Source organism: Bacillus cereus group sp. Bce041, assembly GCF_052646455.1.
In genome coordinates, this window is sequence record NZ_JBQXON010000022.1 from 1 (window position 1) to 13,199 (window position 13,199).

A 13,199-nucleotide genomic window follows, 5' to 3' on the forward strand; every position below is an offset into this window, starting at 1 on the left:
GGCAGAGAGGTCACACCCGTTCCCATACCGAACACGGAAGTTAAGCTCTCTAGCGCCGATGGTAGTTGGGACCTTGTCCCTGTGAGAGTAGGACGTCGCCAAGCAACTAAAAACACAAGTCATTTGACTTGTGTTTTTTTGTATTGTTAAAAAGAATGGGAAAGAAGTAATGGAAATACAAACACGTTGCCCAAGAGTTAATCATATTATATAAAAGATGGGTGTATATTTTTCTGTAAATTGTTAAGGATTAGAAGTATAAAATAGGTTCACTTAAATAGGGAGGGAAGATTATGAAATTACAAAGTGAAGTTTGTATTGTTTGTGAGACAAAAAGAAAAGAAGGTATATATGTTTATAATAATTTAATATGCCATGAATGTGAAAAGGATATGGTGAATACAGAGACAGATGATCCGAAATATATATATTATTTAAAGCAGCTTCGAAAATTAGAAGTATCATATTTTTAAATAGGCATATGCCTATTATTTTTTTTGTTCTGTATAATAGATAGAGAATGAATAATAAGGAAGAGATGTAGATGAATCAAAATCGTATGCCTTTATATGAGGCGTTAATAGAGTTTAAAGAAAGAGGGCCGTTATCCTTTCATGTTCCTGGTCATAAGAATGGTTTAAACTTCCCTCAGGAGGCAATAAGAGAGTTTAAAGGTATTCTATCTATTGATGTAACTGAATTAGCAGGACTAGATGATTTGCATAGTCCGTTTGAATGTATAGATGAGGCACAACAATTATTGGCTGAAGTTTATAATACAAAGAGAAGTTATTTTTTAATTAATGGTTCAACAGTCGGGAACTTAGCAATGATTTTGTCTTGTTGCGGGGAACATGATATTGTTCTTGTACAAAGAAATTGTCATAAATCAATTATTAATGGTTTAAAACTTGCGGGAGCAAATCCCATTTTTTTAGATCCATGGATTGATGAAGCTTATAACGTACCAGTGGGAGTTCGTAATGAAATTATTAAGAACGCAATTGGAAAGTATCCAAATGCGAAAGCACTTATTTTAACGCATCCTAATTATTATGGTATGGGGATGGATCTAGAGGCAAGCATCGCTTTTGCACATGCACATAAAATCCCTGTTTTGGTAGATGAGGCACATGGGGCACATCTATGTTTGGGAGAACCATTTCCGAAGTCAGCATTAACATATGGTGCAGATATTGTAGTTCATTCTGCACATAAAACATTACCCGCAATGACAATGGGTTCCTATTTACATATAAATAGTCATTTAGTAGACGAAGATAAGGTTACTACTTATTTAAGTATGCTACAATCTAGTAGTCCATCGTATCCAATTATGGCTTCCTTGGATATAGCACGCTTTACAATGGCGCGTATAAAAGAAGAAGGTCACAGTGAAATTGTTGAGTTTTTACGAAGATTTAAGGAACAATTACGTTCTATTCCCCAAATCACCATTTTAGAATATCCGTTGCAAGATGAGTTAAAGGTCACCGTACAAACTCGTTGTCAGTTATCAGGGTACGAATTACAGTCTGTATTTGAAAAGGTCGGTATATATACAGAGATGGCTGATCCGTACAATGTCCTATTTATTTTACCCTTACAAGTAAATGAGGGATATATGAAGGTTATAGAGATGATCCGAGTAGCATTGCAACATTATGAGGTGAAAGACAAGAGGGAATCTATTCGTTATACTTATAATGGTGAATTCTCTCTTTTACCGTATACGTATAAACAACTAGACGGATATGAAACAAAGATAGTATCTATAGAAGAGGCTGTTGGAATGATAGCGGCGGAAATGGTGATTCCGTATCCACCTGGAATTCCATTAATTATGTATGGAGAGAGAATTACTTCAGAGCATAAAGAGCAAATTATGTATTTAGAAAGAGCAGGAGCTCGTTTTCAAGGTAATACGAAATATATGAAAGTGTATGATATAGAAAGTAGGTTTTAGGATGAAGGGATTATTTGTAACAATTGAGGGCCCAGAAGGTTCAGGTAAAACAACGTTAATTAAAAGCTTATTGCCATATTTTGAACAAAAAGCACAGAAGGTAATGGCGACAAGGGAACCAGGCGGTATTGCAATTTCTGAGGACATTAGGACGATTTTACATAAACAAGAATATACGATGATGGAAGCACGTACAGAAGCGCTTCTTTATGCTGCTGCGCGCAGACAACATTTAGTAGAAAAAGTTATGCCAGCACTTAATGAGAACTACCTCGTGTTATGTGATCGTTTTATAGATAGCTCTTTAGCATACCAAGGCTATGCAAGAGGATTGGGTATGGATAAGGTATTTGAAATAAATCGTTTCGCAACAGAGGACTGTATGCCTAGTTTAACAATTTATCTAGACATTGAGCCTGAGGTTGGTTTGGCTCGGATTGAAAAAGATGCAGGACGTGAAGTAAATCGACTAGATATGGAAGATATCTCTTTCCATAAACGTGTGCGCGAAGGGTATTTACAAGTTGTAGAACGTTTCTCGGATCGTATTGTATTGGTAAATGCTGATCAACCGATGGAAAAACTTATAGAAGAAGTTGTTCAGATTATAGAAGATAAATTGTTATAATAGAAGGAAAGAATGAAATAAGTGAGGTATGCATTATGACGAAGACGTGGGAGCAGCTTTCTGCTATACAACCCATCGGTGTAAAAATGTTGATGAATAGCATTGCAAAAGAGCGTATATCCCACGCTTACTTGTTAGAGGGAGGGAAAGGGACAGGAAAGTTTGCGACAGCAATTCAAATGGCAAAGAGTTTCCTCTGTTCTGAGCGGAATGGAGTAGAGCCCTGTCATGTATGTACAAACTGTAAGCGAATTGATTCAGGTAACCACCCTAACTTACATATTGTAAAACCAGACGGATTATCTATTAAGAAGCAGCAAATTCATGATTTGCAAGAAGAGTTTTCAAAAACAGGATTAGAGGCAAATAAAAAATTATATATTATTGAGCACGCAGATCGTATGACAGCAAATGCGGCAAATACACTTTTGAAATTTTTAGAAGAACCAAGTAGTGATACAACTGCTATTTTACTTACTGAACAAAGTCATCAAATTTTAAATACGATTTTATCTCGCTGCCAAGTTGTTACGTTTAGACCGTTACCTACGGAATCTTTAATTAGAAGATTACAGGATGAAGGGATTACAGCATCTTTATCGACACTTGCTGCTCAACTTACAAATAGTTTTGATGAAGCTTTAGCTTTATGTAGTGATGAATGGTTTGCACAAGCACGAGCTTTAGTGATAAAATTATGTGAAGCGCTCGAAAAAGATAAAACCTCTATTTTTTTTGTACAAGAAAAATGGGGAAAACACTTTGGAGAGAAAGAACAATTACAGCAAGGTTTAGATATGTTACTCCTTATTTATAAGGATTTATTATATGTTCAACTTGGAGAAGAAGATCGTCTTGTTTTTCATGAGCAGAAAGAGATGTTTGAATCGTTTTCCTATGCTCAGAAGCGCATTGTATCAGCTCTCTTTAATATATTAGAGGCAAAAAATAGAATCAACGCTAATGTAAATGCGCAGCTTGTGTTCGAACAGTTAGTGTTGCGGTTGCAGGAGGGATGACCGTTTTGTATGATGTAGTAGGTGTTCGCTTTAAGAAGGCCGGAAAGGTATATTACTTTGATCCAAACCAGTTCGATATCTCTGAAAATGAGTTTGTCATTGTAGAAACGGTAAGAGGTATTGAATACGGAAAAGTAGTTATTACCAAAAAACAAGTTGATGAAAACGACGTTGTATTACCGCTAAAAAAGGTTATTCGTATTGCAAATGAAAATGATCGTACCATTGTTGAAGAGAACAAACATGCTGCCAAAGAAGCATATCAAGTCTGTCAACAAAAGGTAGTAGAGCATAATCTTGATATGAAACTTGTAGATGTAGAGTATACATTCGATCGTAATAAGATTATTTTCTATTTTACTGCGGATGGTCGGATCGATTTCCGCGAACTAGTGAAGGACTTAGCCGCAATTTTTAGAACAAGAATTGAACTAAGACAAATTGGTGTTCGTGATGAAGCGAAGATGCTAGGTGGTATTGGTCCATGTGGTCGTATGCTTTGTTGTTCTACTTTTTTAGGGGATTTTGAACCTGTATCCATTAAAATGGCAAAGGATCAAAATTTATCATTAAATCCTGCAAAAATCTCTGGTTTATGTGGTCGCTTAATGTGTTGCTTAAAATATGAGAATGATGAATATGAGGCAGCAAAGGAACAACTTCCTGATTTAGATCAACGTATACAAACCCCGCATGGTACTGGCCGTGTTATCGGATTAAATATTTTAGAAAGATTAATTCAAGTGGAACTAGTAGACAAGGAACGGATAGTAGAATATACGTTAGATGAGTTAGTGAATAAAGGGGTCGTTTCGAGTCAAACCACAGATTAATGAGGTGGGTGCTTGTGGAGAAAAAAGATATTTTTGAATCGGTTTCTAGTATGGAAGAGCAAATTGGACATTTATATAAACAGTTGGGAGAATTAAAACAGCATCTTGCAGAGTTGTTGGAAGAAAACCAGCATATAAAAATGGAAAATAACAATTTGCGACACCGTTTTGAAGAAGTGCAGAATAAAGAAAAACAAAAAACTCAAAAACGTAAAGAAGTGAAGCCGAAAACAGATATTGGTGAAGGCTATGACAATTTAGCCAGACTATATCAAGAAGGTTTTCATATTTGCAATCTACATTATGGAAGTGTACGTAAAGAGGGAGATTGTTTGTTCTGCCTTTCATTCTTAAATAAAAAGTGAAATTACCTTTCCAATTATAATTGGAAAGGTAATTTTTTATACATGAAATAGGGTAGGTTAAGGGTAAGAAAAGGAGCAGTATATGAATTTATATGAAGATGAACGTTTAGATTACTTATTAGCACAAGACATGAAGATTATACAAAGCCCATCAGTATTTAATTTTTCTTTAGATGCCGTTTTACTCGCAGATTTTGCATGGGTACCAATTCAAAAGGGGAATTTACTTGATTTGTGTACAGGTAACGCGGTTGTTCCCCTTCTATTAAGTACAAGAACAAAAGGAAATATTACTGGTGTGGAAATTCAAGAACGCTTATATGATATGGGAGTAAGAAGTGTTCAATACAATGGGTTGGAAGAAAGAATTCACCTCATACATGGAGATTTGAAAGATATGCCAGAGAAACTTGGGCGTCATCAATATGATGTTGTTACATGCAATCCACCATATTTTCAAACACCTCAAACTTCAGAGAAAAATATGAATGAACATTTAGCGATAGCTCGTCATGAAATTATGTGTACATTAGAAGATGTTGTATCTGCAAGTAGTCAGTTAGTAAAACAAGGTGGGAAAGTAGCGTTTGTACATCGTCCAGGGCGATTACTAGACATTGTCACATTAATGCGTAAATATAAAATTGAACCAAAGCGTGTGCAATTTGTTTATCCTAAGGTTGGAAAAGAAGCAAATACATTGTTAATTGAAGGAATTAAGGATGGAAATGCAGATTTGAAAATTTTACCGCCTCTCGTTGTATATGAGAACAATAACGAATATACAAAGGAGCTACGTTCAATTTTATATGGAGAAGAATAAGCACTTTTTTTATGTGGTAGAGTGCTCTGATGGAAGTTATTATGCTGGATATACAAACCATATAGAAAAGAGAATTCAGACTCATAATAGCGGCAAAGGGGCTAAGTATACACGCGTCAGGCTTCCTGTCGTTTTAAAATATGTAGAGACCCACGATGATAAGCGTACAGCTATGCAAGCGGAGTATTACTTTAAGCAATTAACGAGAAAACAAAAAGAGGCATATATGCAAAAAGGAGAACGCTATGTGGCAACAAAAAAGCTTTCAACAAAATGAAAAGGGAGTTTTATATTTAGTACCAACTCCTATTGGAAATCTAGAAGATATGACATTTCGTGCAATCCGAATTTTAAAAGAAGTTGATTTAATTGCTGCTGAAGATACGAGACAAACGAAAAAACTTTGTAATTATTTTGAAATTGAAACACCTGTCACGAGTTATCATGAGCACAATAAAGAAGTAAGTGGGAAGAAACTGTTAGAGAAATTAGAGGATGGAAAGAATGTAGCACTTGTTAGTGACGCTGGTATGCCGTGTATTTCTGATCCAGGTTACGATATTGTCGTTGAGGCAGTAGCTGAGCAATATCATGTAATTCCGCTTCCTGGAGCAAATGCAGCCCTTACAGCATTAATTGCATCCGGTCTTGAAACAAAGCAGTTTTATTTCTATGGTTTCTTGCAGAGAAACAAAAAGGAACGGAAGATGGAGTTAGAAAAGCTTCGTTATGTACAAACTACAATGATGTTTTATGAAGCACCTCATCGTTTAGATGATACTTTAATTTCGATGCAGGAAGTGTTGGGAAATAGAGAGATTGTATTATGTCGAGAGTTAACGAAAAAATTTGAGGAATTTATTCGAGGAACAATCGAAGAAGCAATTGAGTGGACGAAGCAAAATGAAGTACGTGGTGAGTTTTGTATTTTAGTATCTGGTTCAACAGAAGAACCTGCTCCAGAAGAACAATGGTGGGAATCTCTTTCGGTATATGATCATATTGAATATTATATAAATGAAAAAAGTATGAATTCAAAAGAAGCGATTAAAACAGTCGCTAAAGATCGAGATTTGTCGAAAAGAGATGTATATCAAATCTATCATGTCGATAAAAAATAAGCTTCTCATAATTGAGAAGCTTATTTTGCTGTTTCGATATAATCTTGAAGTTCGTTTAAGATTTGTTCAGCGCCTTCTTTGCTTAAGATGATTTTACCTTCAGCTAAAGAAAGGTTACCGTCAGATACTTCACCAGTTACTTGGCAAGTCATGTTTGGTTTATATTTCTTTAAGATGATTTTTTCGTCATCAACATAGATTTCAAGAGCGTCCTTTTCTGCAATACCTAAAGTACGGCGTAATTCGATTGGAATTACTACACGACCTAATTCATCAACTTTACGAACAATACCAGTAGATTTCATAATTTTTTTCCTCCTAAATAAATAGTTTATAAGTTTCGAGTCTATTTTTAGATTCGTCATTTTTCGACAAAATACCCTATGGACATATGATACCAATCATTTACATTTCCGTCAATTCTTAAATTCTATATTTTTTAAAAAGATTTATAGATTTCTTATTTCTTATATATAATAGATTGAGAGGAAATTCCACAATTATTTACATTATTTTCTGAAAAAATAATAAATTAAAAGTGGATATTGTATATTTTTTTTGAAATATGAGCAATAGATGATAAAGATATTGAGCATTAAGACCTAAATTGAAAATTAGGTTGGCGTAAAGAAGATAAGTTAGATTTGGGCTGCTCGTAAAAGCCCAATTAACGTAGGCTAATAATTAGTGGGGAGGAACAAAAACCCTACTGATTAAAGTTTCACTTTATATATGAGTTTTTGATATACTGTTTATAAATACATATGAGGTTATTCGGGAGGTCCAAAACAATGACAGAGGAAAATAAGTCCTTTTATATTACTACCCCAATTTATTATCCAAGTGGAAAATTACACATTGGACATGCTTATACGACAGTAGCAGGAGATGCGATGGCACGATATAAGCGTATGCAAGGTTATAATGTGCATTATTTAACAGGAACTGATGAGCATGGACAGAAGATCCAAAAGAAAGCAGAAGAGTTAAATATTACGCCACAGGCATATGTTGATAACATTGTTGCAGGAATTAAAGAGCTTTGGGAGAAGATGGATATTTCTTATGATGATTTTATTCGTACAACTGAAGATCGTCATAAAGATGTTGTCGAAAAAATCTTTAAACAATTAGTAGATCAAGGTGACATTTATCTTGATGAATATGAAGGTTGGTATTCTGTACAAGATGAGACGTTCTATACAGAGCATCAATTAGTAGATCCAATTATGGAAGGCGACAAAGTAGTTGGAGGAAAAAGCCCAGATAGTGGTCATGATGTAGAACTTGTTCGTGAAGAATCTTATTTCTTTAGAATGGGTAAATATGTCGACAGACTATTAAAGTTCTATGAAGATAATCCACATTTCATTCAGCCGGAGTCTCGTAAAAATGAAATGATTAATAATTTTATTAAACCGGGATTAGAAGATTTAGCAGTTTCTCGTACTTCATTTGACTGGGGAGTTCGTGTTCCTGGTAACCCAAAACACGTTATTTACGTGTGGGTTGACGCATTATCTAACTATATTACGGCGTTAGGTTATGGAACAGCAAATGAAGAGAAATATAAAAAATTCTGGCCTGCAGATGTGCATTTAGTTGGGAAAGAAATTGTTCGTTTCCATACAATTTATTGGCCGATAATTTTAATGGCATTAGATTTACCTCTTCCGAAGAAAGTCTTTGCTCATGGCTGGATTTTAATGAAGGATGGAAAGATGAGTAAGTCAAAAGGAAACGTAGTAGATCCAGTTACATTAATCGATCGTTACGGATTAGATGCATTACGTTATTACCTACTTCGTGAAGTTCCATTTGGATCTGATGGCGTATTTACACCAGAAGGATTTGTGGAGCGTATTAATTTCGACTTAGCAAATGACTTAGGTAATTTATTAAATCGTACAGTAGCTATGATTGATAAGTACTTTAACAGAGAAATCCCTGCATTTAAAGCAAATGTGACGGAATTTGATGAAACGTTAGTAGCGTTTGCACAAGATACTTTGAAAAAAGTAGAAGAAGCAATGGAGAATATGGAGTTCTCTGTAGCGTTAGGATCTATTTGGCAACTAGTTAGTCGTACGAATAAATATATTGATGAAACACAACCATGGGTATTAGCAAAAGATGAGAATGATCGTGAAAAGTTAGCCTCTGTAATGGCTCATTTAGCAGAAGTACTTCGTCAAACAGGTATTATGCTTATGCCATTCTTAACAGTAGCACCAAGCAAGATGTTTGCTCAGCTTGGCCTTACTGATGAAGCTCATAAATCTTGGGAAAGTCTATCTACAATTGGCTGCATTCCAGCTGGAACAAAAGTAGAAAAAGGAAACCCAATTTTCCCTCGTTTAGAAATGGAAGTGGAAGTAGAGTACATTAAAGAACAAATGAAAAGCTCTGCTCCTAAAGTAGAAGAGAAAAAAGAAGAAGAACCGAAGGCAGAAGAAATTACAATTGATGATTTCTTTAAAGTAGAATTACGCGTAGCTGAAGTACTATCTGCTGAACCTGTGAAAAAAGCAGACAAGCTGTTAAAAATTCAACTAGACTTAGGTACAGAAAAGCGTCAAGTTGTTTCTGGAATTGCAAAATTCTATTCGCCGGAAGACTTAAAAGGTAAAAAGGTTATTTGTGTAACAAACTTAAAACCTGTAAAATTACGCGGTGAATTATCGCAAGGTATGATTTTAGCGGGTGAAGAGAATGGCGTATTGTCATTAGCATCAATTGACCAAAATCTACCAAATGGTACAAAAATCAAGTAATTAAGACAAGAAAAGAGATGTTTCACGTGTAACATGTGTGAAGCGTCTTTTTTCTTTTTACACTCTCTATTTTTGCATTAAGATTGTAGTATTGTTATCGTTAAGTTATTAAAGAACTTATTTTTGTAGAATAAACTTGATTTCAATATAAAAGGAGTTATGTATTATGTTGTTTGATACACATTCACATTTGAATGCAGAGCAATTCGAAGGAGATTTGCAAGAGGTTATTGCCCGAATGAAAGAAGCGGGAGTTACTTATACAGTTGTTGTTGGTTTTGATGAAGTAACGATAAAAAAGGCGATGGAATTAGCTGAAGCCTATGATTTTATTTACGCTGCGGTTGGGTGGCACCCAGTTGATGCGATCGACATGACAGAAGAACATTTAGCTTGGTTAGAAGAACTTGCTTCTCATCCTAAAGTCGTTGCACTTGGAGAAATGGGCTTAGATTATCACTGGGATAAGTCTCCAAAAGAAATACAGAAAGAAGTATTCCGTAAACAAATTGCATTAGCGAAAAAAGTAAAATTGCCGATTATTATACATAACCGCGATGCAACTCAAGATATTGTTGATATTCTAGAAGAAGAGAATGCAGCTGAAGTAGGAGGCATTATGCATTGCTTTAGCGGCAGCGTAGAGGTAGCAGAGCGATGTGTTGATATGAACTTTTTAATTTCGTTAGGTGGACCAGTTACATTTAAAAACGCTAAGAAGCCGAAAGAGGTTGCTACGGAGATTCCATTAGAGAAATTGTTAATAGAGACGGATTGTCCGTATTTAACACCGCATCCATTTCGAGGGAAACGAAATGAACCGAGTTATGTAAAACTCGTGGCAGAAGAAATTGCGAATTTAAAAGGAATTTCTTATGAGGAAGTAGCAAAAATGACAACTAAAAATGCAAAAGTTTTATTTGGTGTTGAATAAAAAAGAATGGGGAAACCTGTTCTTTTTTATTTTGAGAAAAACTAGTAGAAGTGATGAAGAAAATAAATGTGAATGATGAAGTGTTACAATAAGGACAGAGAACAAAGATTTTTCTATTCTATTTTTTAAAATATAAGAATGGGGAAAATAATAATGGAAAAGTCGTCATTTTTTTGTTTTACTAAGTAGAGACGAAATGAGTGTGGAGGCAAGCATGAAAATAAAAGAGATTATCGTTGTAGAAGGTAAAGATGATACAGTTGCGATTAAGCGTGCTGTTGATGCGGATACAATTGAAACGAACGGTTCAGCAATCGGTGATCATGTTATTGAGCAAGTTAAATTAGCGCAGCAAAAAAGGGGCGTTATTATTTTCACAGATCCGGATTATCCTGGAGAGCGTATTCGAAAAATTATTTCTGACAAGGTTCCTGGCTGTAAGCATGCCTTTTTACCGAAGGAAGAAGCGCTTGCTAAAAGGAAAAAGGGTGTTGGGATCGAACACGCTTCTAATGAGTCGATTCGCCGCGCTCTAGAGAATATACATGAAGAAATGGAAGCTTACACAAGTGAAATTAGTTGGAGTGATTTAGTCGATGCAGGCTTAGTGGGCGGAGAAATGGCAAAGAGCCGCAGAGAAAGAATGGGTAAGCTATTAAAGATTGGTTATACAAATGCAAAACAGTTACATAAACGATTACAGATGTTTCAAGTTTCAAAGGAATCATTTGCAGAAGCTTATAAGCAAGTAATACAGGAGGAAAAAAAATGAAGGATATCGCAACGCCAAATCGTACAAAAGACATTGTTGAAAAGTATGGATTTTCATTCAAAAAAAGTTTAGGACAAAACTTTTTAATTGATACAAATGTATTAAATCGTATTGTCGATCATGCAGAAATTGGTTCAGAAAGTGGTGCAATTGAAATTGGACCAGGTATTGGTGCATTAACAGAGCAATTAGCAAAGCGTGCTAAAAAAGTAGTGGCTTTTGAAATTGATCAAAGACTATTACCAATTTTAGATGAGACGTTAGCGCCATATGGTAACGTTACAGTTATTAATAAAGACGTACTAAAAGCAGATGTACATGAAGTATTTAATGAGCAATTTGAAGAAGGGCAAGATGTAATGGTAGTAGCTAACTTACCATACTATATTACAACGCCAATTTTATTTAAATTGCTTGAAGAAAAGTTACCAGTTCGTGGATTTGTTGTTATGATGCAAAAAGAAGTTGGAGATCGTTTAGCTGCTAAACCTGGAACGAAAGAGTATGGTTCTTTATCGATTGCTATTCAGTATTATACAGAAGTTGAAACAGTTATGACTGTACCGCGTACAGTGTTTGTACCACAGCCAAATGTTGATTCTGCAATTATTCGCCTTCTAAAGCGTCCGAAACCGGTTGTAGAGGTGACAGATGAAACATTCTTCTTTGAAGTAGTACGAGCAAGTTTCGCACAGCGCCGTAAAACTTTGATGAATAATTTATCAAATAATTTAAATGGTTTCCCGAAAGATAAGGAATTATTGGATCGAATTTTAACAGAAGTAGGAATTGATCCAAAGCGAAGAGGCGAAACGCTATCTATTGAAGAGTTTGCAACATTAAGTAATGCATTAGTTCTTCATAAATTATCATAAGAATATGAAAGGGACAGTTCAAGTTGAACTGTCCCTTTTGTCACCTTTCTCTCTTTAAATTCATACTTTAAAAACAGGTAAGATGGCCTAATGAGTTTGGAGGTAGGAGAATGGTTTTACATGTTGGAGAATTAGTGGAACGATATTCTCATAAGAGGGATATTCTTTTTCGTATTATAGAAATAAAAGGCGAGATAGCTATATTGTTTGGAGAGGAAATTAGACTGGTGGCGGATGCGCCACTTGAAGATTTAATTAGTATAGATCAAAGAGAACATAAAAAAAGGGTGAAGCGTGAGAAAGAAACAATGGAGCGCACGTATCGTTTGTTTCAACAAGATTATGTACTGATGAAACAAAGGCATGAACATACTTCAACTGGTGGATACACAAGTGAGGTGAATTATTTTCAAATGCCGGGACGTGTATTGCATATAGATGGAGACCCTTTATATTTGCGCAAGTGCTTAGATTTATATAATAAAATTGGCGTTCCTGTTCAAGGTATTCATTGTAAAGAAACGGAGATGCATGAAAAAGTAGTAGACTTAATAGATCACTTTCGCCCAGACATTCTCGTTATTACAGGGCATGATGCATATACAAAATCAAAAGGAGTGAAGGGAGATTTAGCGGCATATAGGCATTCAAGACATTTTGTACAGGCTGTTCGTGAAGTGCGAAAAAAATATCCATCATTGGATCAACTTGTTATTTTTGCTGGGGCATGTCAATCACATTTTGAGGCACTAATTCGTGCAGGGGCCAATTTCGCTAGTTCACCATCTAGAATTAATATTCATGCACTAGATCCTGTATATGTAGTTGGTAAAATTAGTTTTACTTCATTTATGGAGAGAGTCAATGTATGGGATGTCGTACGTAATACAATTACTGGTGAAAAGGGACTAGGTGGAATTGAAACGAGAGGGATTTTACGAACGGGATTACCTTTTCAACATTACGAAGAGTAAGCAGGATACATATGTATCTTGCTTTTTTGTATGGAAGGATTTAAATGAATTTGGATAAAAAGAGGTAAGAACGTGCAGACTACGTAATGATACTTTTACAATATAGTATTTCTTC

Annotated in this window: 15 protein-coding genes and 1 rRNA gene; 15 read left to right on the top strand and 1 reads right to left on the bottom strand. The window is 35.2% G+C overall.

Translation table 11 applies throughout. The features are described 5' to 3' along the window. The 10 genes from rrf to rsmI form a co-directional block, all read left to right on the top strand. Positions 1 to 104 (top strand): 5S ribosomal RNA (rrf, locus tag ACUN13_RS29635); the annotation flags it as partial. Between the two features lie 189 nt (positions 105 to 293). After that, a complete protein-coding gene (locus ACUN13_RS29640; protein ID WP_000776278.1) occupies positions 294 to 473 on the top strand; it encodes a sigma factor G inhibitor Gin in 180 nt (59 codons plus the stop codon). 71 nt (positions 474 to 544) lie between these two features. After that, positions 545 to 1,966 carry an aminotransferase class I/II-fold pyridoxal phosphate-dependent enzyme gene (locus ACUN13_RS29645; RefSeq protein WP_017657146.1) on the top strand — a complete coding sequence of 474 codons (1,422 nt, stop codon included), beginning with the start codon at positions 545 to 547 and terminating at the stop codon, positions 1,964 to 1,966. Position 1,967: 1 nt separating this feature from the next. After that, on the top strand, positions 1,968 to 2,594 hold the full coding sequence (gene tmk / locus ACUN13_RS29650; protein ID WP_000677218.1) for a dTMP kinase: 627 nt from the start codon (positions 1,968 to 1,970) through the stop codon (positions 2,592 to 2,594). Positions 2,595 to 2,629: 35 nt separating this feature from the next. Continuing rightward, the gene (gene holB, locus ACUN13_RS29655; protein ID WP_000169564.1) at positions 2,630 to 3,613 is read left to right on the top strand and encodes a DNA polymerase III subunit delta'; all 984 of its coding nucleotides are present in this window, start codon (positions 2,630 to 2,632) and stop codon (positions 3,611 to 3,613) included. A gap of 5 nt (positions 3,614 to 3,618) precedes the next feature. After that, positions 3,619 to 4,446, top strand: a complete 828-nt coding sequence (locus tag ACUN13_RS29660; protein WP_000272429.1) for a PSP1 domain-containing protein — start codon at positions 3,619 to 3,621, stop codon at positions 4,444 to 4,446. Between the two features lie 14 nt (positions 4,447 to 4,460). Then, positions 4,461 to 4,811 carry a DNA replication initiation control protein YabA gene (yabA, locus tag ACUN13_RS29665; protein WP_000412063.1) on the top strand — a complete coding sequence of 117 codons (351 nt, stop codon included), beginning with the start codon at positions 4,461 to 4,463 and terminating at the stop codon, positions 4,809 to 4,811. 82 nt (positions 4,812 to 4,893) lie between these two features. Next, a complete protein-coding gene (locus ACUN13_RS29670; protein ID WP_001055366.1) occupies positions 4,894 to 5,634 on the top strand; it encodes a tRNA1(Val) (adenine(37)-N6)-methyltransferase in 741 nt (246 codons plus the stop codon). Next, a complete protein-coding gene (locus ACUN13_RS29675; protein WP_000414350.1) occupies positions 5,621 to 5,911 on the top strand; it encodes a GIY-YIG nuclease family protein in 291 nt (96 codons plus the stop codon). Before ACUN13_RS29670 ends, ACUN13_RS29675 begins: the two co-directional genes overlap by 14 nt. Then, a complete protein-coding gene (gene rsmI / locus ACUN13_RS29680) occupies positions 5,880 to 6,755 on the top strand; it encodes a 16S rRNA (cytidine(1402)-2'-O)-methyltransferase (RefSeq protein ID WP_025686737.1) in 876 nt (291 codons plus the stop codon). The genes ACUN13_RS29675 and rsmI overlap by 32 nt, the downstream gene beginning before the upstream one ends. A gap of 20 nt (positions 6,756 to 6,775) precedes the next feature. Here the strand turns inward: rsmI and ACUN13_RS29685 are convergent, their stop codons facing one another. Further along, the gene (locus ACUN13_RS29685) at positions 6,776 to 7,060 is read right to left on the bottom strand and encodes an AbrB/MazE/SpoVT family DNA-binding domain-containing protein (protein WP_000843036.1); all 285 of its coding nucleotides are present in this window, start codon (positions 7,058 to 7,060) and stop codon (positions 6,776 to 6,778) included. A gap of 486 nt (positions 7,061 to 7,546) precedes the next feature. Between ACUN13_RS29685 and metG the strand changes: the two genes are divergently transcribed. The 5 genes from metG (at position 7,547) to yabG (ending at position 13,084) form a co-directional block, all read left to right on the top strand. Further along, positions 7,547 to 9,529 carry a methionine--tRNA ligase gene (gene metG, locus ACUN13_RS29690; RefSeq protein ID WP_025689154.1) on the top strand — a complete coding sequence of 661 codons (1,983 nt, stop codon included), beginning with the start codon at positions 7,547 to 7,549 and terminating at the stop codon, positions 9,527 to 9,529. A gap of 166 nt (positions 9,530 to 9,695) precedes the next feature. Further along, on the top strand, positions 9,696 to 10,463 hold the full coding sequence (locus tag ACUN13_RS29695) for a TatD family hydrolase (RefSeq protein ID WP_445424140.1): 768 nt from the start codon (positions 9,696 to 9,698) through the stop codon (positions 10,461 to 10,463). 214 nt (positions 10,464 to 10,677) lie between these two features. Beyond that, positions 10,678 to 11,235: a ribonuclease M5 gene (gene rnmV, locus ACUN13_RS29700; RefSeq protein ID WP_000692835.1), complete on the top strand. Its 558-nt coding sequence runs from the start codon at positions 10,678 to 10,680 to the stop codon at positions 11,233 to 11,235. Beyond that, positions 11,232 to 12,110, top strand: coding sequence for a 16S rRNA (adenine(1518)-N(6)/adenine(1519)-N(6))-dimethyltransferase RsmA (rsmA, locus tag ACUN13_RS29705; protein ID WP_000651548.1), 879 nt, complete (start codon positions 11,232 to 11,234; stop codon positions 12,108 to 12,110). The genes rnmV and rsmA overlap by 4 nt, the downstream gene beginning before the upstream one ends. Before the next feature lie 110 nt (positions 12,111 to 12,220). Next, the gene (yabG, locus tag ACUN13_RS29710) at positions 12,221 to 13,084 is read left to right on the top strand and encodes a sporulation peptidase YabG (RefSeq protein WP_000242868.1); all 864 of its coding nucleotides are present in this window, start codon (positions 12,221 to 12,223) and stop codon (positions 13,082 to 13,084) included. Positions 13,085 to 13,199: the final 115 nt, after the last annotated feature.